General features: G+C 57.1%; 14 protein-coding genes and 4 pseudogenes. 11 read left to right on the top strand and 7 right to left on the bottom strand.

Translation table 11 applies throughout. The features are described 5' to 3' along the window. Positions 1-7: 7 nt before the first annotated feature. Positions 8-654: pseudogene (locus AABQ55_RS35170) on the top strand (IS630 family transposase); the annotation flags it as partial. A 33-nt stretch (positions 655-687) separates the two neighbouring features. Further along, positions 688-816 (top strand): annotated as a pseudogene (locus AABQ55_RS35165) (IS3 family transposase); the annotation flags it as partial. 179 nt (positions 817-995) lie between these two features. Here the strand turns inward: AABQ55_RS35165 and AABQ55_RS35160 are convergent. After that, entirely contained in the window at positions 996-1,682 is a 687-nt protein-coding gene (locus AABQ55_RS35160; RefSeq protein WP_272809432.1) for a glycosyltransferase family 2 protein, read from the bottom strand. A 75-nt stretch (positions 1,683-1,757) separates the two neighbouring features. Then, complete coding sequence (locus tag AABQ55_RS35155; protein ID WP_272809433.1) at positions 1,758-3,041, bottom strand: hypothetical protein; 1,284 nt, start codon at positions 3,039-3,041, stop codon at positions 1,758-1,760. A gap of 816 nt (positions 3,042-3,857) precedes the next feature. On the opposite strand from AABQ55_RS35155, the gene AABQ55_RS35150 reads away from it, so the two are divergent. Next, complete coding sequence (locus tag AABQ55_RS35150) at positions 3,858-5,027, top strand: nucleotide sugar dehydrogenase (protein WP_272809434.1); 1,170 nt, start codon at positions 3,858-3,860, stop codon at positions 5,025-5,027. A gap of 16 nt (positions 5,028-5,043) precedes the next feature. On the opposite strand, the pseudogene AABQ55_RS35145 reads toward AABQ55_RS35150, so the two are convergent. After that, positions 5,044-6,103 (bottom strand): annotated as a pseudogene (locus AABQ55_RS35145) (IS630 family transposase). 219 nt (positions 6,104-6,322) lie between these two features. On the opposite strand from AABQ55_RS35145, the gene AABQ55_RS35140 reads away from it, so the two are divergent. From AABQ55_RS35140 to AABQ55_RS35115, 6 genes are all read left to right on the top strand, one after another. Continuing rightward, positions 6,323-8,641, top strand: coding sequence for a class I SAM-dependent methyltransferase (locus AABQ55_RS35140; protein ID WP_272809435.1), 2,319 nt, complete (start codon positions 6,323-6,325; stop codon positions 8,639-8,641). 662 nt (positions 8,642-9,303) lie between these two features. Further along, positions 9,304-10,442, top strand: a protein-coding gene (locus tag AABQ55_RS35135) for an IS3 family transposase (protein ID WP_168168997.1) whose coding sequence is annotated in 2 segments (ribosomal slippage) — positions 9,304-9,562 and positions 9,562-10,442 — 1,140 coding nt in all. Because the reading frame shifts where the segments join, the coding sequence is not laid out codon by codon here. A 114-nt stretch (positions 10,443-10,556) separates the two neighbouring features. Continuing rightward, a complete protein-coding gene (locus AABQ55_RS35130; RefSeq protein WP_272809436.1) occupies positions 10,557-11,450 on the top strand; it encodes a hypothetical protein in 894 nt (297 codons plus the stop codon). Positions 11,451-11,623: 173 nt separating this feature from the next. Then, positions 11,624-12,886 carry an IS21 family transposase gene (istA, locus tag AABQ55_RS35125; protein ID WP_272809451.1) on the top strand — a complete coding sequence of 421 codons (1,263 nt, stop codon included), beginning with the start codon at positions 11,624-11,626 and terminating at the stop codon, positions 12,884-12,886. Further along, positions 12,883-13,761 carry an IS21-like element helper ATPase IstB gene (gene istB / locus AABQ55_RS35120; protein WP_272809437.1) on the top strand — a complete coding sequence of 293 codons (879 nt, stop codon included), beginning with the start codon at positions 12,883-12,885 and terminating at the stop codon, positions 13,759-13,761. The genes istA and istB overlap by 4 nt, the downstream gene beginning before the upstream one ends. Before the next feature lie 799 nt (positions 13,762-14,560). Next, the gene (locus AABQ55_RS35115) at positions 14,561-15,082 is read left to right on the top strand and encodes a transposase (RefSeq protein ID WP_297318954.1); all 522 of its coding nucleotides are present in this window, start codon (positions 14,561-14,563) and stop codon (positions 15,080-15,082) included. A gap of 195 nt (positions 15,083-15,277) precedes the next feature. On the opposite strand, the pseudogene AABQ55_RS35110 reads toward AABQ55_RS35115, so the two are convergent. The 3 genes and pseudogenes from AABQ55_RS35110 to rfbB all read right to left on the bottom strand — a co-directional run. Then, positions 15,278-15,483, bottom strand: a pseudogene (locus AABQ55_RS35110) (transposase); the annotation flags it as partial. A 118-nt stretch (positions 15,484-15,601) separates the two neighbouring features. Then, positions 15,602-16,510, bottom strand: coding sequence for a dTDP-4-dehydrorhamnose reductase (gene rfbD, locus AABQ55_RS35105; RefSeq protein WP_272809439.1), 909 nt, complete (start codon positions 16,508-16,510; stop codon positions 15,602-15,604). A gap of 6 nt (positions 16,511-16,516) precedes the next feature. Continuing rightward, positions 16,517-17,584, bottom strand: coding sequence for a dTDP-glucose 4,6-dehydratase (gene rfbB, locus AABQ55_RS35100; protein WP_272809440.1), 1,068 nt, complete (start codon positions 17,582-17,584; stop codon positions 16,517-16,519). Between the two features lie 169 nt (positions 17,585-17,753). On the opposite strand from rfbB, the gene rfbA reads away from it, so the two are divergent. After that, positions 17,754-18,638: a glucose-1-phosphate thymidylyltransferase RfbA gene (gene rfbA / locus AABQ55_RS35095; RefSeq protein WP_272809441.1), complete on the top strand. Its 885-nt coding sequence runs from the start codon at positions 17,754-17,756 to the stop codon at positions 18,636-18,638. Continuing rightward, a complete protein-coding gene (gene rfbC, locus AABQ55_RS35090; RefSeq protein WP_272809442.1) occupies positions 18,635-19,195 on the top strand; it encodes a dTDP-4-dehydrorhamnose 3,5-epimerase in 561 nt (186 codons plus the stop codon). Before rfbA ends, rfbC begins: the two co-directional genes overlap by 4 nt. A 6-nt stretch (positions 19,196-19,201) precedes the next feature. On the opposite strand, the gene AABQ55_RS35085 is transcribed toward rfbC, so the two are convergent. Beyond that, the gene (locus AABQ55_RS35085; protein ID WP_272809443.1) at positions 19,202-21,598 is read right to left on the bottom strand and encodes a capsular polysaccharide export protein, LipB/KpsS family; all 2,397 of its coding nucleotides are present in this window, start codon (positions 21,596-21,598) and stop codon (positions 19,202-19,204) included. Positions 21,599-21,669: the final 71 nt, after the last annotated feature.

Here is a 21,669-nt window from a genome sequence, read left to right as displayed (position 1 = left end):
GACGGATACGATCCAGCGCTTCTTCACTCGTCACAACGTCACGCGCAAAAAAAGAGTGCGCATGCCTCGGAGCAAGATCGCCCCGATATCTTGAGACGGCGGCAGGAATGGTTCGACGGCCAGCTTGACCTTGATCCGGCGCGCCTCGTTTTCATCGACGAAACCTGGGCTTCGACAAACATGGCCCGCCGCTACGGCCGATGCGCCAGAGGCGAGCGCCTGCGGATCAGCCTTCCGCATGGCCACTGGAAAACCACGACTTTCATCGGAGCGTTGACGCTACGCGGCTTCATTGCCCCATTCGTCATCGACAGGCCGATCAATCGCATCGCATTTGAGACTTACGTCGAAAAGGTGTTGCTGCCCGAGCTTCAACCCGGCGACATCGTGGTGATGGACAACCTGTCCAGCCACAAGGGGCCAAGGGTCCGGGAAATGATCGAAAGCATCGGCGCGAGGCTCGAATATCTTCCGCCTTACAGCCCTGACTTCAACCCCATCGAAAACGCCTTCTCGAAACTCAAAACGCTGTTGAGAAAGGCCGCCGAACGCTCCATCGGCGACCTTTGGAACACCATCGGGCGATTGCTCAAACTCTTCACGCCAAACGAATGCCAGAACTATTTCGCCGCCGCAGGATATGATGCAACATGATCGGATTCGCTCTATAATCGCACCTGGATCAATACGACCGCTGACGACTTCATGCAGCAGCTGGATCCCTACATCCAGTGGTACAATCAGCATCGCATAAAGCTCTCACTGGGCGGCTTTAGCCCCGCCGAATACCGCCGGAATCTCGGAACTGCAGCATAAGCAGTCCAAGTTTTCGTCCGCACCTCCTCAGAGCCAGATTTGTGCGCCGATTGACAAATGCCGTCCCGAAAGGGCTGTGACACGACGCAAGCGAGCATGAAATCGCAGCCAAAAACCGCCAACAGCCATCAGGACGCCCTGCCGATCACCAATTCAGCGGTAATTCGAGGTCTCCAGCATCACTTTAGTTTCGTCCAAGGGTGCCGCATTGATATAATATTAAAGAGACGTTCGTAACTCTTTACTGTGTCTGTACGTAGCATAGAAGAGGTGTGAACGCGGTATTTTCCAAGAAACTCTGGAACATAACAGCACAGTGAATTAAATTCGATGAGCTTGCACCAGAAGTCGTAGTCCTCCCATCCGCCGTCCAAGTGTGTATAACCGCCCACTCGTTCCCATACACGCTTATGCACTAGCGCCATCGCGTCAATATATGGGCCCTCCGCTAAAAGGGCTTTTGACCAATAGTCTGCGAGGCCGATGTCCGTGATGTCACCAAACATCACCAGTTGACTGTAGGCAGCATCGGCATCCGCCGCTATCAAAGCACGCCGCAGCTTACGTAAGCAGGCAGGATAGATGACATTATCGGCATCCATCACAAAGACCGCATCACAAGTCGCTGCTCTGAAGGCAGAGTTACGTACTTCCGAAAGGCCACTATTTTCTTCGTGACGCAGAAGAATTCCGCTTGGAAAGCGAGCCTTGTTCTTCCGCATCCAGGCTTGCGCCACTCCTACAGAGTCGTCCTTCTGAGAGCAGTCATCGACGATGACGAGCTGAATGTCGGAAAAATCCTGCGCTGCGATTGAATCAAGGCATTCTTCAATATAATTCGCATAATTATAGAGGCTGACTGCCACCGATATGCCTTCAGTTGAGGATATGTTTCCCCACTGTAACACAGTCTGGCTAGCGTTTCTTCTCATATACATGCCTTAGACAGTTAGGAGCTCGGCGAGAATATGGGATCTTTGTATATCGCTCTTTAGATCACGAGCGGCCGCGGCCGCGGCTTGAGCGATCACAGCCGCTTTCTCTTTTCCATCAGCGTCGTTGAGCACCCATTCTAGCAAATCTATGAGGCGGTGACTTTCTTCGGCAAGATAATGGATGCCAGGTTGGAAGTCAGGATTGGCGAAACATGGCTCTGAAACGACCGTGCAGCTGTTGGCCATACCCTGATAAACCAGACGGTGCCATTCAAAATAGGAAAACTCATCACGGTGGATGTTGAGTAGTACTCGTGTATTACGAGCCACATGTTGGGCCACGTCTACAAGACGTGCTTCTCCGGTTTCGGCATTCATCGGCTTGGTCGCATTGGCGGTGCGGAGATAAATGAAACTCTCGTATCGGCCGAGCCTTTCCGCGTTGCGGGCGAAGAATCGTGTACGATAGGGGCTGACAGTGCCGAAGAAGCATAGGTCAAGCGGTCGCCCAATCCAATCGGCAGGTGTGGGACCGTCAATCCACCAACGCTGTCCAGCAAGAAGCGGATGTGCTCGGACTTCCGCCTCAAGAGAGAGAGGTATCTTGCGAATCTCCGGAAAGATGCAAGCAGCCGGCATCACCTCGGCAAAAGCCGCCGCAATTGGCATAGACATATCGACCACCGATCTGGCCATCAAGACAATGTGCAGCGCTTGCCAAAACCACTGTGTCTGCACCTGTTCGGTGCAATACATACAAGCACCTTCTAACACATCGTCGCGCACCCATAAGGGCCCCCGACCAAGAAAGAAGAACTCGTGCGGAGCCACATAAATGCAACGCTCTGGTCTGGTCTCTATATCACTTTTCTCGTCGCCTTCGGCGACGGTGTATCCAGCGTTTCGGAGTAGGTTTCCAAGAGCGGCCGCGATCTCCTGCATGAAAACATTACTAAGGCTACTCACGTATAGGCCGATGGTCAGCAAAGGGCGAGGGGTGTATTCGTTTACTATGCGGGACGGTGAAATGCCAGCGGCAAGCTCTCCGAGCGTCCGGGCAATATGGATCGGTCTTGCGGCTTGCCGGTGTTCATCAGCTCCATGGCCAACATAATGGGCGGCAGGATTCACCTTCTCTGTGTCCTGATGCAGGGCTGTGTAATCAGAGCCGGAAAAGAACCGAAAACGTGATAAGCGCTCGATGGCGAGCTGCGAGCGCTTCAATGATAGTCGGCCTAGATCGCCCACAGGCCTCCGGAGAAGGGTTTGTTTCCAGTCGAAAGAAAACATGCAGCTTTGATCTCTACTTGGCTGGACGTTGCCTATCGTATTTTGATTGATAATGATAGCGTACAGAAAGCTGGATGGTTCTATTCACCTCGCCATTTTCTCGAATTTATGATTCCCTTGGTGCTCTGATCCCGCAAAAAGAGCACCGGGAGCGCAGTCGATCTTTGCACGTCGCTGCGCATGCTAGCGGATCGTAGTCGATGCAGCTACGACAACCCGCACAGCCGAAGCTCAGCAACTCATCCCATTATTAATCGCCACAAGAAACCGCGAGTGCAAATCCATCGACAGAGGTTGGCCCACCCATACTGACCTCCAACACGAGCATAAATGCTGAAGCATAAATCACGCCTCGAAGGGAATACACCACGATTCACATCTCTCCAAAAACCCTCCAAACGGGAACATCGAGCGTATATTAATGGCCACGAAAAATCGGATCAGTTTATTCTCTACAATCCTCATGCGGAAAATTCGTCTACAATTACAAAATTTGATGAAATTACGCTTGTTGTCTACAATTAATTCTTTCGGTATAACCTTATAAGCTTTGTTAGTGATGGCGTTAATTTCCTAAATTTGTTAACGAAAAATTTTTCTTGATTTCTCAAACCATATGCACAACCTTGTGCTTCTCTTCACAGGACATTCATATATCCTAAATGGTCTTGCAATAGCACGAATCTTGTAGCCTAGTTCTGCCGAATGCTTGTTCCGGCTGCCAAATGGCCTGAACGGACACGATCTATATTTTATTCGAGCAGCGGCTCATTTGAGGGGGCGCTGGTATCACAATGTTTTGCTAATAGGTTTCTCATGGTCAATGTTACGGTAGCGGGCATCGGTTACGTCGGCCTCTCAAATGCTGTCCTACTGGCCCAGCACAACGATGTCATTGCCTATGACGTCATCCCGTATAAGGTGGACAAGCTCAATGAGCGAATATCGCCGATTGCCGACACAGAGATGGAAGAGTATCTGAAATCGAAGCCTCTTCGCCTTAGGGCGACGACGGACCCAGCCGACGCTTTCGCCGCCGCCGATTTCGTCATCATCGCGACCCCGACGAACTACGATCCTAATACGAACTACTTCGATACGACGAGTGTAGAGGCCACGATTGATGACGTGCGTCGCGTCAACCAGCAAGCGACGGTTGTCATTAAGTCAACGATCCCTGTTGGCTACACTAAAAGGCTGCAGCGGCAGCGAGGCGATAATCGCATCCTTTTCTCACCGGAGTTCTTACGCGAGGGCAAGGCGCTTTACGACAATCTCTACCCCTCACGGATCGTGATCGGTAGCGATACACCCGAAGCGCACCAGTTCGTGGGTTTGTTGCAGCAAGGGGCTATCAAGGTGGACATTCCGGTTCTCTTCACTGGGTCCGGTGAAGCTGAAGCGATCAAACTCTTCGCCAACACTTATCTCGCCATGCGCGTCGCCTACTTCAACGAGTTAGATTCCTATGCCATGACGCACGGCATTGACACACGACAGATCATCGAAGGTGTCGGCCTCGACCCACGCATCGGTAAACACTACAATAACCCCTCTTTCGGGTATGGCGGCTACTGCCTTCCGAAGGACACAAAGCAGCTTCTCGCGAATTTCAGTGAGGTGCCGCAGAACCTGATCCGAGCCATCGTTGACGCCAATACAACGCGCAAAGATTTCCTTGCCGCCGACATCGTCGCGCGCAACCCAGACGTAGTCGGTGTGTATCGGCTGGCCATGAAGAAGGACTCAGATAATTTCCGCGCCTCCTCAATCCAGGGCATCATGAAACGCATAAAGGCCAAAGGCATTCCGATCATCGTTTACGAGCCGGATTATCCTGAGAACGAGTTTTTTCGTTCCGAGGTCGTCAGGGATCTTACGGACTTCAAGCGCCGGGCCGACGTCATTATCGCCAACCGCTCATCGAAGGACCTCGACGATGTAAAGGATAAGATATACACGCGTGACGTGTTCGGAACGAACTGATACCAACGTGCATTGATCATGACCTTTGCGCCCAGTCTCGTAGGCCGATGGACATAATCTTCCAAGGTTGATCGATGAGCCTGTTCCAGGCTCGGCAACATTGATCGACGATGTCGTCATAGTCCCGGAAGACCCGGTTCGACAGCCAGTTGTCACGCATGAACTGCCAGACGTTCTCCACTGGGTTCAACTCCGGAGATGGCGGGGGCAGGAACATCAATGTGATGTTTTCGGGAACCTTGAGCTTCGGCGTGACGTGCCAGCCAGCCTGATCGAGGATGAGCACTGCATGCGCGCCGGGATCGACGGGCTGGCTGATTTCGGCGAGATGCTCTTGCATGGCCCCGGTATCGCAATAGGGAAGAACAAGACCTGCGCCTTTGCCTTTCTTCGGACAGATCGCGCCGAAGATATAGGTCCACATGGTCCGCTATCGGCAGGTGCAGATGGTCGTGTTCCTCGCCGTGCCCATCGCCGGGTGATCTTGTTCTTCTGTCCTATTCGGGCTTCGTCGGCCCACCAGATTTCGATATCCGTGCCGGGCGGGCATTTTTCCCTGATCGCTGCCAGAGCGGCGGGGAAGTCTTTTTAAAAACGTCGCCTTCCAGTTCGTTCTGCGCATAATGACGAGGACGGGCCGAAAGCTTGGCAAAGCCGAGGGCCTCGAGTTCGCGGCCCACCGTCGTCTCGTCGATGGAAATGCGGAACTCCTCGAACAGCCACTGGACCAGGTCCTTGCGCCGCCAGCGCACCACGCCATGAATGGCCGGAATTGGGCCGCTTTCCACAGGTTGAGCCAGCGCCTTGCGCTGCGCGTCGTTCAGTTTCGACCGAGCCCCGGGCGCTTTGGTGTTCATCAATCCATCGGGACCGCGCTCATTGAAGCGCACGACCCAGTCACGAACGATCTGTACCGTCACGCCGCCGATCTCGGATGCATACTGCCTGGACCCGCCGTCATAGATCGAAGCCAGAGCCAGAAGCCGGCGAACTTGCGCGGCGTCCCTGGCTTTCTTCGCAAGCCGTCTTAACGTCGAGCCGTCATAGTCCATCCGCAACGATATTGCTCTCGTCATGCCGAACCTCCGTTCGGCACAGGGAGTCAGAAATTCGATGATTTGGGAACTCCTCTACGAGGCGCCGTCAGCGCTCGTTGGTATGAGGGGATATTGAACTGCTCACCCAAGCTTTGTGCCTCATGCGGCTGATCCTGTAGTTTTGCCCTTGATTTTACCTGGCCGGTACGTGTTGATGCCGGCGGGTGTGTTAGACAGCTACGAGAAGGAGTGTGGTGCGTGGTCAAGAAAACGACGAGAGTAGCGCTGCCCTTGAAGGAAACGCGCGCGCACGACCAGATTGTACCGCTGGGCAGCCTTGCCTACACGCGCCCCTCTTATCTGGCGATTTCGGCATGGACCGAGCATGTGCCGTTTGCCTTCTGGCTGATTGAGGCTATCCGGCCTTCAATTTTCGTCGAGTTAGGGACCCATTACGGCGTTTCATACTTCGCTTTCTGCCAAGCGATGGAAAAGCTCAACCTCGGTGCCCAAGCCTTCGCGGTGGACATGTGGACGGGCGATGAACATTCCGGCCTTTACGGCCCAGAGGTACTTCAGGCAGTCGCGACGCACAACGATCGAGCCTATAGCCATTTCTCAACACTGAAAAAGAGCAAATTCGATGATGCATTGGGATATTTCCTAGATGGCTCTATTGATCTGCTCCACATTGATGGCCTTCACACCTATGACGCCGTCAAGCATGATTTTGAGAACTGGCTTCCCAAGATGTCACCCCGCGGCGTGGTCGTCTTTCACGACACTAATGTGCGGGAGCGAGATTTTGGTGTCTTCCGCCTATTTGCAGAATTGAAACAAACTTATCCCACTTTCGAGTTCAGCCACGGCCATGGTCTCGGCGTCGTTGGCGTCGGTACAGAGCTGGCAGAGAAGATGCATCACTTGTTCGACGCGGAACGGAGGGATCACGACAGGCGCGATCTTCAGACGCTATTCTCCAGTCTAGGTCGTGGATGCCTCGACACTTACAAAGCACGGGCAGGCGATCAAAATCTGGCGGAAGTTCGCCGCCAGCTTCAGGCCGAGATTGCTAAACACCAAGAGTCGGCCAAACAAGCAGAGCAGAAGGTGGTGGCGTTTGCCGCCGACATACAGAAGCGCACCGATGAACTTCAGGTGGTGACATCTGCGCGCGGTGAACTAGATTCTCGTATCAAGCAGCTCGAAACTGATATGGTGAAACACCAAGAAACCGCACGGGAGGCAGAGCGGAAGGTTACGGCGCTCACCGCGGACCTTGAACAGCGCATCACGGAAGTTCAGGTCGCTACGTCTGCACGCATTGATGCGGATGCCCGCGCCGCAAGGTCAAACGAATTGCAGGAGCAGCAGGAAGCTGCGTTGCGAGTTCTTGAGACGGAGGCGTCGCAATCGCGCCTGCTGATCCAAGAGAGCGAACGGCGCGTACACGAGCTACAGGCAAAGCTCGACCATACTGATGAAGTCCTACAGGCGACAGAAAAGCAGCGTGCCGATACTGAATGGCGCAGGAGTGAGGTGGAAGCACTAGCAGCGGAGCGTGAACGGCATCTGCTCCTTCTTGAGGACCAACTAATCGTTCAGCGACAAAGCGTGGCGAGAGTCGAGCGAGAACTGGAGACTCTCCGAGCGGAAATTTGCATCCGGGAGGAAGAGATTAAGGCCGCTGGAAAGCGGGAGGAGGAGCTGCGCGATGAGCTGACAAAGACGCGGAGCGCGCTATTGCAGCGCGAGCACGAGACCGAGCAGAATGCAATGGAACTTGCAAACTTGCGTAGTGAATTGGAGCGTGTCAGTCAAGCGTTAACCGAGCGCGATAAAGTCCTTGTTGGCTTCAAGGATCATGTGGCACTGCTGATAGCGGATGTCAAGCAGCACCAAGCCACTGCGGCCATCACCGAAAAGCTTCATGCCAAACGCTTGCGCGAGGCAGAAGAGAGGCTGAATTTTCAAGCAATCGAGTACGAAAAAAATGCAGACGAATTGCGTACAGCAAAAAGCGAGAGCGAAGCACGACTAAGACAACTGCGTGAGGCGGCAGAGGCCCGTGTAGCACTTGAGAAGGCCCATGCCGCTGAACAAGCAAAGCACGCCGAAGAGTTGCTCAAGGAAAAGAATGATGGGGAGACGCGTCTCAAACTACGTTTTGATGAGATCGCTAACCTCACACGTTTGCTGAAAGACGCGGAAGCGGCGCTTGAGCGAGAAGCGGGCCAGTTGGAAGGAGGGCCTCGTGACGCGCTGGGACGGCAATCTTGGGAAACCGTGTCGGACTTTGGCACCAGTGCAGGTCTGGAGTTGGGCCGAGCCATTCTTAAAATGATCGAGCTACCAGCGATATGGAAAGTATTGCCGGCTGGAAGACGCCTGAAGCATCAGATGAGCTTACTCAGACGATCAGGCTTATTTGATGCAGAATGGTACCTCAGCGAATACAGGGATGTCGCTGAAGCGGGCGTAGACCCATCACAGCACTATATTCTGTATGGCGCCAGAGAAGGGCGAGAACCAAACGGTACGCTGACTACGAGAAGAAGGGCGGTGAAGGCAGGATAATCTGCCCGATATTAGGCAATCCTGATCCTGCGGTCGGGTATATGATCAACGTATGGGGAGCTTTATCTTAGAGAGCCAAGCCTGAAGCGCTTCATGATGGGTTGAGCTCTATTCCATTCAGGAGGAAGTTCTCATTGCAAGTCACTCTCTTTCTTGGATGAATAGTATGCAGTTATCAGGAACCGTGAAAGACAACGTGCTGGTTGGAGAGAATGGGTGGCTCTTCCTTTGGGGTGGTGGACATCGTCAGTTTGATTATCTGCGAGGAATCTGCACACCGGATCAGGCGACAACTCAGAACTTTGCTGACAATATCGCCTCCCGACGAGCAATTTGTGCCGCAAGAAACCTCCCATATCTACACGTGGTATATCCGTCGAAACCTATAGTAATGACGGATCTATTACCTAGTAATCTTCAGAACGGCGTACGAAGCCTCTTCGATTATCACTTCAAGCCGCGATTGGATTCTGCCACACAGGCTAGCGTACTCTACCCGAAAGAAAATCTTATTGCTGCTCGACTGCGGTCGCCTGTTTTCAGCGAGCACGACACCCACATGACCAACTTTGGCGATAAGAGCTGGCTCGGGAAATCTGCACAGCGGGGATAAGTGGAGTTTCTGCCTGACTTCGGCTTAGATGCCGGGAACAGGAGAGACCATGACGAGACGACCGCGCCGGAACCATAGCCCGGCTTTCAAGGCGAAGGTGGCACTTGCCGCCATCCGAGGTGAGCAGACGCTGGTGGAGTTGTCCCAGCAGTTCGATGTGCACGCCAACCAGATCAAGCAATGGAAAGACCAGCTCCTTGAGGGGGCGACAGGTGTGTTCGGCGATGAAACGAAAGCGGAGCCGTCGGGTCCGACCATCGATGTCAAAACGCTGCACGCGAAAATCGGCGAACTGACACTGGAGAACGATTTTTTATCCGGTGCGCTCGGCAAGGCGGGATTGCTGGGCGGAAAGAAATGATCGACCGCGAGCACAAGCTATCCGTCGTGCGCCAGGCGAAGCTTCTCGGCTTCAGCCGTGGCAGCGTCTACTATCTGCCTCGTCCGGTGTCTGACGGCGATCTGGCCCTTATGCGCCGGATTGACGAATTGCATCTCGACTACCCCTTTGCCGGAAGTCGGATGTTGCAAGGGCTCTTGAGAGGAGAAGGTCTGGAGACCGGGCGGCGACACGTCGCCACGCTGATGAAGAAGATGGGCATCGAGGCGATCTACCGCCGCCCGAACACCTCGAAACCAGCGCCAGGGCACAAAATTTATCCCTACCTCCTACGAAAGCTGGCAGTCACCCGGCCCAATCAGGTGTGGGCAATGGACCTGACCTACATCCCCATGGCGCGGGGATTTGTCTATCTGTGCGCCGTCGTGGACTGGTTCAGCCGGAAGGTCTTGTCATGGCGGTTGTCGATCACGATGGAAGCAGCCTTCTGCATCGAGGCGGTGGAGGAGGCACTTGCCCGTCATGGCAGGCCGGAAATCTTCAATACCGACCAGGGATCGCAGTTCACCTCCATCGACTTCACCGCCGTGCTGAAGAGGTCACAGATTGCCATCTCGATGGATGGCAAGGGTGCGTGGCGAGACAATGTCTTCGTCGAGCGGCTCTGGCGTTCGATCAAATACGAGGAAGTCTACCTCCATGCCTACAAGACTGTGTCCGAGGCACGCGCTGGCATCGCCCGATATCTGAACTTCTACAACACCAGACGCCCACATTCATCCCTTGACCGGCGGACGCCGGATCAGGCCTACTTCAACGCGCTGACACCAATGATGGTGGCGGCATAATCGAGGCGGAAATCCACTTAGCGAAACGCCCGAAGCTGTTCAGACAAACCGAGCCACCTCTATATTATCGTCTCACATCAAATCTTGGGCCTTTTAGGACGTGACCACGACCCAATGGACTTCATGAATAGCCACCGGGATATGCGGCTTGGTGACCTTTCGGTAATGATCGGATCTCCTGAGCGGAGGCCAGAAATTTTATTCAACCCACGCGGGCGTCGATTTAAGTTGCTCAACAACAGACCATTCCTACCTGGAAACTCGGATAATGTTGCAATAAGTTTCAATCTCGCATCCGCAAGTACCAAAAGACTACTCGCGATCGGTGATAGTTTCCTATTTAATAGCTTGGCATCACTCTCCACATTCTACCGCGACATACTTTATGTCCGAAGCAGCCTCTTTCAACCGGATCTTCTTGACCTTTTTGCACCGGATGATGTCGTTACCGCAAACGCAGAGCGCTATCTTGCGCAAGTCCAACCCGATCATACCGCCGATAGTGTAATAATGCGCTGCTATGGGCGCCCAAATTATATCCCATCCGCCGATTTCTCCGATGCACTACGGGCACAATTATCGTATCGCGCCTATCCTGCCACCTACCAAGCGTGGTCCACAGAAATGAACGCTGCAAGCTTCAACCGGTTGGGGCCGAGCAAAACCAACAGTGATCTACTACCGATATCAGGATCGGAGAGCCAGTATGAGGTAACAGGAGTAGACCCCCAGATAATCTATACGGACCCATTAATAGAAGTCGGACGAACCTATCGCCTACATATTACCATGGAAACCAACGTCAAGAGCATTTCTCAGTTGTTTATTCAGCGCAGCCCATCGGCGGGAGGTGATTATTCAACGGCCATCACCGTTCCAGTTTTTCCCGGCAAAAATCAGATAACGTTTGAAATTCCTGCTTCAGAGAATGGTGAGAGCCTTAGGTTCGATCCCCTAAACAACTGTGGACGCATCAATATTGTCCATATTGAACTCGTAGAGTGTTGAGGGGATTCGGAAGAAAACTTGGACCACCTGTCATCACCGGATCAATACTCCCCAGAAGTGCCGTTTGAATCTTCCCCAGTTTGAGCGCGCCGCCGGTCTTCCGGGGCGCGCCCCGGAAGACCGGCGGCGCGGCATCGCCAATACTCCTCCCGATGGTCGGGAGGGGAATATTGGTGATCAAGCTGAGGGAGACAATCATGATCCTGGATTTGCATCGACAAGGTTTGTCGGTGTCGGCGATCGCCAGGCAGACTGGCATCGATCGCAAGACGGTGCGCAAGTATATCGAACGAGGGCTGGAGGCTCCGACCTACGGTCCCAGGAAGCCGAGAGCCACGGTGGTCGATCCGTTCGCCACGTATCTTCGCGAGCGCGTGAAGGCCTATCCTGGTCTTACGGGCAGCCGGCTGTTTCGAGAGATCAAGGAGCGTGGCTACACCGGCGGCTATACGGCCGTGACGGATTTCCTGCGCGATGTGCGGCCGCCAGCCGTCCAGGGCTTCGAGGTCCGCTTCGAGACGCCGCCCGGTGAGCAAGCACAGGTCGACTTCGCCCAGTTCCATGTCGTCTTCACTGACGAGCCGATGACGCCAAGGATCGTTTGGCTGTTTTCCATGGTGCTCGGACATAGCCGTCTTATCTGGGCGCGGTTCGTCATGCACCAGAACCTGCCGACGGTGCTGCGTTGCCATGTTGCCGCCTTTGAAGCCATTGGCGGCGTGCCGAGAGAGATACTCTATGACCGGATGAAGACGGCGGTCGTCGGCGAAGGCCAGACGGAGGGCATCGTCTATAATCGCGCGCTCGTCGATCTGGCCCGCCATTACGGCTTTCACCCCAAGGCATGCCGACCTTATCGCGCCAAGACCAAGGGCAAGGTCGAGCGGCCGTTCCGCTATATCCGGGAGGACTTCTTCCTGGCGCGTACCTTCCGCAATCTCGACGACCTGAACGCCCAACTCCGCCATTGGCTCGACACCATCGCCAATCCGAGAGTCCATGCCACGACGCTGCGCGTGGTCAGTAAGGCCTTTGCCGAAGAACGGCCGCATCTGCGCCCGCTGCCCTTGGCTCCGTTCCGAGCGGTTTTGAAGCTGGAGCGCCGCATCTCGCGCGAAGGCATGGTCAGCGTCGGCGGCAATGCCTACAGCGTCCCGGATGCGACCCGCAGCAGGCTGGTCGAAGTCCATTCGCTTGCCAACGAGCTGCGCATCTTCGAGAACGGAACCCTGATCGCGGTCCATCCCGTGCTGGAGGGCCGCAAGCAGCGGCGTGTGCATCCCGATCACCGGAAAGGCATGGCGACCATCCAGCGCTCCTGGTCGAAGGGCGACAGCGCCGTCACCCTTCAAGGCGCCGGCGACAAGGTCATGCAGCGCTCGCTCGCCTTCTACGATGCTGTCGGCAAGGCCATGGCGCGGGAGAACCGTCCATGAGCACCAAGCTCGACACCATGTCATCGATGATCGATCGCATCCGTCACGATCTCGTCGGGTTGAAGATGCCGCGCGCGCTCGAGGCGCTTGATCATGTCGTGCGCCGCCTTGAACACGGAGAGCTATCGGCATTGGAGGCCATCGACATCCTGCTGTCGGAGGAACTCACCCTGCGCGAGAACAGCCGCATCAAGACGGCGCTCCGGATGGGCAGGCTCGCGACAATCAAGACCCTGGCCGGCTTCGACTTCACCTTCCAGCCGTCACTCGACAAGGATCGCATCTTCACGCTCGCCCAGCTCGGCTTCATCGAGCGCAACGAGGCCGTTCATTTCCTCGGACCGCCAGGGACCGGCAAGAGCCACCTCGCCACGGCTCTCGGCGTCGAAGCCGTCAAGGCCGGAAAGAGCGTCTACTTCTGCACCCTGGCCGACCTCATCACCTCGCTTGCGCGCGCCGAGCGGGAGGGCCGGTTGCAGGAACGGATCCGCTTCTTCTGCAGGCCGAGCCTACTGATCGTCGACGAAATCGGCTACCTGCCCGTCGTTACCGGCGGCGGCAATCTGTTCTTCCAGCTCGTCAACGCTCGCTACGAACGTGGGGCCATGATTCTGACCTCAAACCGCGGCTTTGCCGAATGGGGCGATGTCTTCGGCGATCCCGTCGTCGCCACCGCACTCTTGGACAGGCTACTGCATCACGCCGTCGTCGTGCAGATCGAGGGGTCAAGCTACCGCCTGCGTCAGCACGCCGAGCTCATGCCGGAACATGTCCGCTCCAAGGCCCTCATCACACCGCCCGCCTTCGCGCCACCAAAACCGCGCGGACGGCCACCCAAAAATGGCCACTTCGCCCTGCCAACCACGTCGGCATAACTGGGGAATTTTACTTCGGCGCTTCTGAGGAAAATTCACGCGGCATTGACACCACCAAGAGGTAGCTTTCCGGAAATGGGTGAAGATAAGGCTGCGCGACGGTCTCGAGGCGCGGCCTCTGCCGGCCAATCCAACGAGATCATCATGGCGCATGCCGTCATCTCGACAAACAACACGCCTTCTGACGGCATCCCCTGACACACTCCCGGTTAAGGACCGGGCCTTTGTGTATCCATCCGGTGACGCTTTCAATTACCCACAAGTTCAGCTCCGATGGCTGCACCGAGGGTGATGTCAGTAAGACGGGAGAGGCCTCGCCACATGACGATATTGCCTGGTGGCGGGTCCTTTGTCCGGGCGAGGTAACCGCCTAATCTCGCGATCTTGTTCAGGTAGGATGACAACGGTTTCAACTCGCCGAAGGGCCGGGTTTGTCGGTGATGAGGCGATCGAGCAGCCTCATCTCGAAGGCTGTGATCGCCAGCTCCGGTTTGGCGTCAGGCATGGTGCGGTTGATCATGGTCATCCAGAAGACCCGCCAAGCCAGAATGCAGAAGACTGCAATTAGCCTGACGAGTCTCTCGGCCGTCCGCAGTCGGGCTTCCTCGGCCTTTTAGCCGGATTTCAGAATCTTATGGAAAACTTCGATTTTCCAGCGCATTGCATACCAATGCAGCTTTTGGATCGCGTCGGCAGTCGACTGGACCGGCAGGTCGGTGATCAACTGGAGGCCTCGAATTACCTCCCCCTTAGCCGGTTTTCATGATCCAATCCGCCCTACGTGATTTGCAGGGACCGGATGATGCGTGGGCAGCCAGGCTTTTGGGATTTGGACGAGCACTACGAGCGGCTGAGTGCTGTTGGCGACCCTCTGGAGAAGCTCAACAGCATCATTCCCTGGGCTGTGTTTGAGAAGCCGTTGGCCAAGGCACTGAAGCGATCCGACGGATCGAAGGGCGGACGTCCGCCGTTTCCGGTGGTGCTGATGTTTAAGATCCTGGTGCTGCAGGCATTGTACAATCTGTCCGACGACCAGGCCGAGTTCGTCATCCAGGATCGGCTGTCGTTCATGAGGTTCCTGGGTCTTTCCCTGTCTGCGAAGGTGCCGGATGCCAAGACGATCTGGCTGTTCCGCGAAAGCCTAGTGTGGGCTGGTGCCAGCGATAATCTGTTTGCCCGTTTCGACAAGCATCTCTCGCGATCGAGTTATCTGGCCAAAGGTGGTCAGATCGTCGATGCAACGATCATCCAGGCTCCCAGGCAGCACAACAGCCAGGACGAGAAAGAGGCGATCAAGGCGGACGGGATCCCCGCGGATTGAAAGGACAAGCCCGCCAAACTTGCCCAGAAGGATCGAGACGCCCGTTGGACGGTGAAGGCGAAGCAACCGACGCAAACGCCGACGTCAGCCGCAACCCGGCAGCATGACATCGCCATTCCGCTGTTCGGCTACAAGAACCATGACGGCATCGACCGGGCGCATGGGTTCATCCGGGGATGGGCGGTGACGAGCGCGGACGATCTTCTTCAGCCGCGCATTCTCGTCCTCGAGCTTCAGCTTCTTCATCTCCGGCGGCAGCATGCCAGCGTATTTTTTCTTCCAGTTGAAATAGGTCGCCTGACTGATCCCCGCTTTCCGGAGATCTCTGCAACCGAGACACCTTCATCACCCTGCTTCAGAATGAACGCCTTCTGAGCGTCCGAAAACTGCGATGCTTTCATCGTCTTCCGTTCCTTTCCCAGCCAGGAAAATGCACCGGAAAACTCTAGCCAAAACTGGCCCAGTTTGAAGGGTTCAGATCACCCAGCGCGGTTCAATTCCCATTTGGGCCCTTATAGCTCAATGCACATCCTCGTTAAGAAGCCGTGCAACAACTTCCGCAGCTAAGTGTTTCCAGTTATTAAGTTGGACACCATGCGCCACAAGGAGCTTGCTGCATGCAAGGCGCGAGTTAGCAGGCCGGCGTGCCGGCGTAGGATAGGCCGAGGATGGTATCCCTTCAATCTCGGCCGTAGGACCACCATAGCTTGCGGAAACAGCAAAAATCTCGCGTGCGAAATCCGCCCAGCTTGCGGACCCAGCGCCCACCATATGGAAGATTCCGCGTAGATAAATATTATCGCTCTCAACAAGGTTACCTGCAATCGCCAGGATACCATCGGCAATATCAAGCGCAGACGTCGGATTGCCGATCTGATCGTCTACCACATTAATCAGTGCGCGGCTTTCCGCCAGCAGCAGCATGGTCTTCAGGAAATTCCGGCCAAAGGGACTGTAGACCCAGGCTGTGCGCAGGATGACGTGATTGTCCGTCGCCTGTGCCACGGCCCGTTCACCGGCCAGCTTCGTGCGGCCGTAGGCGCTCGTCGGCCCGACAGGATCCGTTTCGAGATAGGGTTCCGGCTTTTCGCCATCGAAGACGTAGTCCGTGGAAAGGTGGATGACCGGCACGCCCAGCCGGGCCGCGACGGCGGCGATCCGGCCGGGCGCGACCGCATTGACGGCATGAGCCTTTACCTCCTCGGTTTCCGCCTGGTCTACCGCAGTATAGGCGGCGGCGGAGACGATGACGTCCGGCCGTGCCTGCCCGAGGGCGACATCGATCCCGCCCAAATCGTTAAGGTCAAGCTCGGGCCGTCCCAATGCCACGATATCGAAGAGATCGTTCGAGGCCCCGCGCTCCAAGAGCGAGCGGACAACTTGCCCCTCTCGGCCCGTTACCACCATGCGCTTGCGCTTGCCGTCCATTTCGCCTCACAAGCCGGTTTGCGGCTGGCTACCGGCCAAGCCAAGCCGCGCGCCGGCATAACGCTCGCGCAGGGGCCCCCACCACCATTCATTGTCGAGATACCAGCGCACGGTCTTTTCGATGCCGGTATCGAACGTCTCCTCGGCGCGCCAACCCAGCTCCATTTCGAGTTTCCGCGCATCGATCGCATAGCGGGCGTCATGGCCCGGCCGGTCGGTCACATGGGTGATGAGCTCACTATAGGGCCGCGCGCGCGGGCGAAACTGGTCTAACAGGCTACAAATTCGCGTCACCACGTCGATATTGCGCCGTTCGTTGCGGCCGCCAATATTGTAGGTCTCTCCGACCCGGCCGCGCTCCGCGATAATGTCGAGGGCGCGGGCATGGTCCTCGACATAAAGCCAGTCCCGCACTTGCGCGCCGTTCCCATAGACGGGCAACGGCTTGCCCTCCATCGCGTTGAGAATCATCAGCGGGATCAGTTTTTCTGGAAAATGGTAAGGGCCATAGTTATTAGAGCAATTGGAGACAATCACAGGAAGGCCATAGGTGCGCTCCCATGCCTTCACAAGATGATCGGATGCGGCCTTGGTGGCCGAATAGGGAGAACTCGGATCGTAAGCCGTCAGTTCAGTGAATAGCCCCTCTTCCCCGAGCGATCCATAAACCTCGTCCGTTGAAACATGTAGGAGGCGGAATATCTGCTTTCGCTCTGCCTCCAGGTCGCTCCAATAGGCCCTGGCGCATTCCAGGAGCGTGAATGTGCCGACGATATTGGTATTGACGAAATCTTGGGCACCATTTATCGAGCGGTCGACATGGCTTTCAGCCGCCAGATGCATGATCCGGTCAGGCTGAAACTCTGCAAGAGTTCTCGCCAAGATTTCTCCATCGCAGATATCAGCACGCAGAAATTGATAATTGCGCTCATTACGAATGGCTTGCAACGACGTCTCTGTCCCGGCATAAGTAAGCTTGTCGATGTTTAGGACCTCATAGCCTTTCTCCAAGGCAAGATATCGGACAACAGCCGAACCAATGAAGCCTGCTCCGCCGGTGACGAGTACACGCATGTAAGCTTTCCCATATTATTCTGCCATTTTCCCTGATATACCCCCGAAGGGTAGAAGTCCTAAAAATTATTCGTTATTGACAGAAAACACTGGCGTACTGTTGCAAAATCTCAACCTACCATGAGAAATACCTTTCACAAGAAAATGCGTTGGAGGTCGGCCGAAGCACATGACGACTAAAGGCATCATCCTAGCTGGGGGGAGTGGCACACGCCTCTACCCTCTCACAATCGCAGTGTCGAAACAGATCCTGCCCGTCTACGATAAACCGATGATCTACTATCCGCTTAGCGTGCTCATGTTGGCAGGAATCCGCGAGATCCTGATCATCTCCACGCCGCGCGACCTTCCGCTGTTCCGTGAACTGCTCGGCGACGGCGAGGCTTTCGGCATCACGCTTTCCTATGCCGTGCAGCCCCAGCCGAACGGGCTTGCCGAGGCCTTCATCATCGGCCGGGAATTCATCGGCTCGTCCTCGGTCGCCATGGTTCTCGGCGACAACATCTTCTTCGGCGAGGGGCTCTCGAACCTCTGCCGGCAGGCGGCGACGCGCGAAAGCGGGGCCTCCGTTTTCGCCTATTACGTCAACGACCCACAGCGTTATGGCGTAGTAGAGTTCAATGCCGCCGGCAAAGCGCTTTCGATTGAGGAAAAGCCCACTGATCCGAGATCGAGTTGGGCTGTGACCGGACTGTACTTCTACGACAATGACGTTCTCGACATTGCCGCCTCCGTCAAGCCCTCAGCGCGCGGCGAACTGGAGATCACCGCCGTCAATAGCACCTATTTGGAGCGCGGCAAGCTGCATGTGAAGCAGCTCGGCCGCGGCTATGCCTGGCTCGACACGGGCACGCTCGACAGCCTGCACGAGGCCTCCGCCTTTGTCAGGACCATCGAGCATCGGCAGGGCATCAAGATCGCCTGCCCGGAGGAGATTGGCGTGGAGATGGGCTGGCTGCCGGTCGACAGGATGCTGCAGCGCGCCGAGGAGATGGGACGCAGCGAATACGCCAACTACCTGCGCCGGCGCGCCCGGGAGCTTGCAACGGCATGAGCGAGATCCGTCCCACCGCGCTTGACGGCGTGCTCGAGATCGTGCCCGCCCGCTTCGGCGATGCACGCGGCTTCTTCTCCGAAACCTACAATGCCGCGCGCCTCGCGGAATCCGGCATCGACCTTGCCTTCGTGCAGGACAATCATTCCCTGTCGGCGCGGCGCGGTGTGCTGCGCGGGCTGCATTACCAGCTTCCGCCGCGGGCGCAGGACAAGCTCGTCCGGGTGGTGCGCGGCGCGATCTTCGACGTGGCGGTCGATATCCGCCGCGGCTCACCGACCTTCGCCCGATGGGTCGGCGTCGAGCTCTCAGCGGAAAAATGGAACCAGCTCCTGGTCCCCAAGGGTTTTGCCCACGGCTTCGTCACGCTCACCGAGAACACGGAAGTCGTCTACAAGGTGACTGACTACTATTCCCCTGCGTATGACCGGTCGATCCGCTACGACGATCCCGAGATCGCCATCGACTGGCCGGTCGCCGCCGGCGACGTGCAGCTGTCCGACAAGGACCGCGCCGCCGTCCCGCTCGCAAGGGCGGACGTCTTCTCCTGGGAATAGACCCCCCTACTGCGGACGCTTGAACCGCTGCTGTCCGAAGATGGCCCCGAGGAACGGCGCGCGCATGATCCAGAGGCGTAGCCGCACGCGCTTGTTGGCCGGCAGGCGCACAAGCGCCGCCTTCTGTGCCGCAATCGCCGCCTTCCGGTCGCCGGCCAGAAGATAGGCTTCGGCCGCGTGCCTGAGCAGGTTCGGCTGGCTCTCCTTCAGCGCGAAGGCCTGGACAAGCTGTTCGGCCGCCTGGGCATAGCGGCCTTCCCGGTAGGCGGCAAAACCGGACATGCTGAGCGCCTCGGCGCTGGCGGGGTCCGGCTCCCCCATGAAGCGGGTCGGCGCCATCCGGGCGCCGGCATAGCTCAGCCAGGAAAAGCGGAGCGTCTCGTTCAGCCGGCCGAGGCGCTCCGCCGCATCCTTCCAGCGCAGCTCCGTCACGCAGATGTCCTTGTAGCCATGGCTCTTGCGGGTCTGGAACTCGACGATGTGGTCCGTGGCGCGGAAGCGGGAATATTTCCGGCAGATGAACCAGGCGGCGATGCGCAGGACGAGGTCGCGGGCGGGCCGCTGGAGCTCCCCTTTCTTCAGTGCCGCGATCCCAGCGGCCGCGGAGGGCGCGCGGTGGCCCGCGCCGGCAAGATTGTAGAAGGCGTTGCCCAGGGTGATCGTGACCGTCTCGTGCAGCAGGGAGAGAAGGCCAACACCGGAATTGTAGCAGAGCGTAGCATCGACACTGTCGATAAGCGCGTGGATATTGTCGCCCCTTTCCGCCGTAACGACATTCGGGCTTGAAAGCGGAAGGTCCGTTTTCGACAGGGGATGCGGCTTTATGATGAAGAGGACGTCGGCATTATCCGCCACCAGGGACGGCAGGGACGACAGGAATTGCGGGTAGGATTGCTCGCCCCTGAGAAACAGGGTGACGGCCATGTCGTCTTCCAGCTGGAGCGGCACGAAGCACTTGATGCGGCGATCGTCCCGCAGATGGCGGTATTTCGCGGCCGTCTCCTCGTAGGCCCCCATCTGTTCGAGGGTTTCGCCGCCCCCGCGCAGGTCCTCGACATAGGACCGGGCGGCGTCCAGCTCCGCCGCCGAGAACCTCTCCGCCAGGAAGGCGGCTTCGGAAAAGCCCTCGCTGTTGTAGCAGACGTCCACGTCGTAATAGATCGTGCCCGGCAAGGCACCCCGCTCGATGACGATCGTGTTCCGGCCAAGCGCCTTCGCCCTGTCGAAGATCGGGCGGAAGGCGGCATGGCTCTTCATATAGGGGTTGAAGATGGCGATATCGTCGATCCGGCCCTGTTCGAGGCCGGACAGGATATCCCCGACCGTTTCCGCCTTGTCGGAGAGGACGGGCACGAGCCGATAGCCCAGGAGACGGAGCGGCAGGAAATAGCCCAAAGTGTCCCTGTTCCGGCACAGGCAGGCGATCGTCTTCTCCCGCTCGAGATGGTCGATCGCCAGCAGCCCGGTGCGGTCGTCAAGATAGTTCCGGGTCGCGGCGAGGAAGTTCTCCCGTTTCCCGTCACCGGACGCATACCACACCTGTTCCTTCGCGCGGGGATGGTGCCGATGGAAGACCTTGAACCCCAGTCCCTCCGCCGGTTGGGACAGAAGCTCGAAGAGGCGGCGGAAGCCGACATAGGACCTCGCCTGGTAGAAGTCGGACCGCAGCGGGCCGAAGAGGTCGCTCCCGGGCTCCTCCGGCAAGGGCAGGAAGCCGGCATGGAGGCAGAAGCGCAGCAGGAACTCGAAATCCTCGGACCCATGCCCGCGAAAGGAAGAATCGTAGCCCCCGACGAGGGAGAACATTTTCCGGCTGATGAGGAAGACGTTCGAATAGGGAGCGACGTAACGTTCGTCCGCGCCGCTCACTTCGGCATAGTTCAATGTGAAGGCAAGCTTGCGCAGGAAAAGGGATTGCCGCTCGGCGCCATCGAGGCTTTCGAGCTGCCGCGTCTCGGCCGCTCCCAGATGGAAGGCCGGCGGGTTGAGCATGATGTCGACGACATTACGCATGTCGAGCGCGCTCGCCGTCTCCGCCAGCCGCTGGAAGAGGTCGCGTTCGCTGATGAAGTCCGGGTCGCAGAAATAGATGAAATCCGTCTCGCACAGCGAGGCGCCGATGTTGCGCGCCAGCGACAGCGAGAACACACCTTGGTCGTCGACGAAATGGTAGCGGTAGCCGGAATGCGCGCAGAGCGCCGCAAGGGTGTCCCGATGGGGCGGCTCGGACCCGAAATCCACGACGACGATCGGCGGGCAGGGCCGATAGTGGCCGGCCATCCCGCCCAGCCGGTCGGCGATCCAGGGATTGCCGTCATGAAGGCGCACGCAGAACACCATGGTGATGTCCGAAGCGCCGACGGACCCGCCCGCAATGCTGGAGGAGGTGGTGGCGCAGCTCATTCGCTATCCTCGGCCCGTGAAGAAACATGTGCCATGCGGTGCAGGCCCGTCTCGATCCCTGGAGCATTCCC

This window comes from Shinella sp. WSD5-1, assembly GCF_963942435.1.
GTDB lineage: Bacteria > Pseudomonadota > Alphaproteobacteria > Rhizobiales > Rhizobiaceae > Shinella > Shinella yambaruensis.
This window is presented reverse-complemented; position numbering and strand designations above follow the sequence as displayed.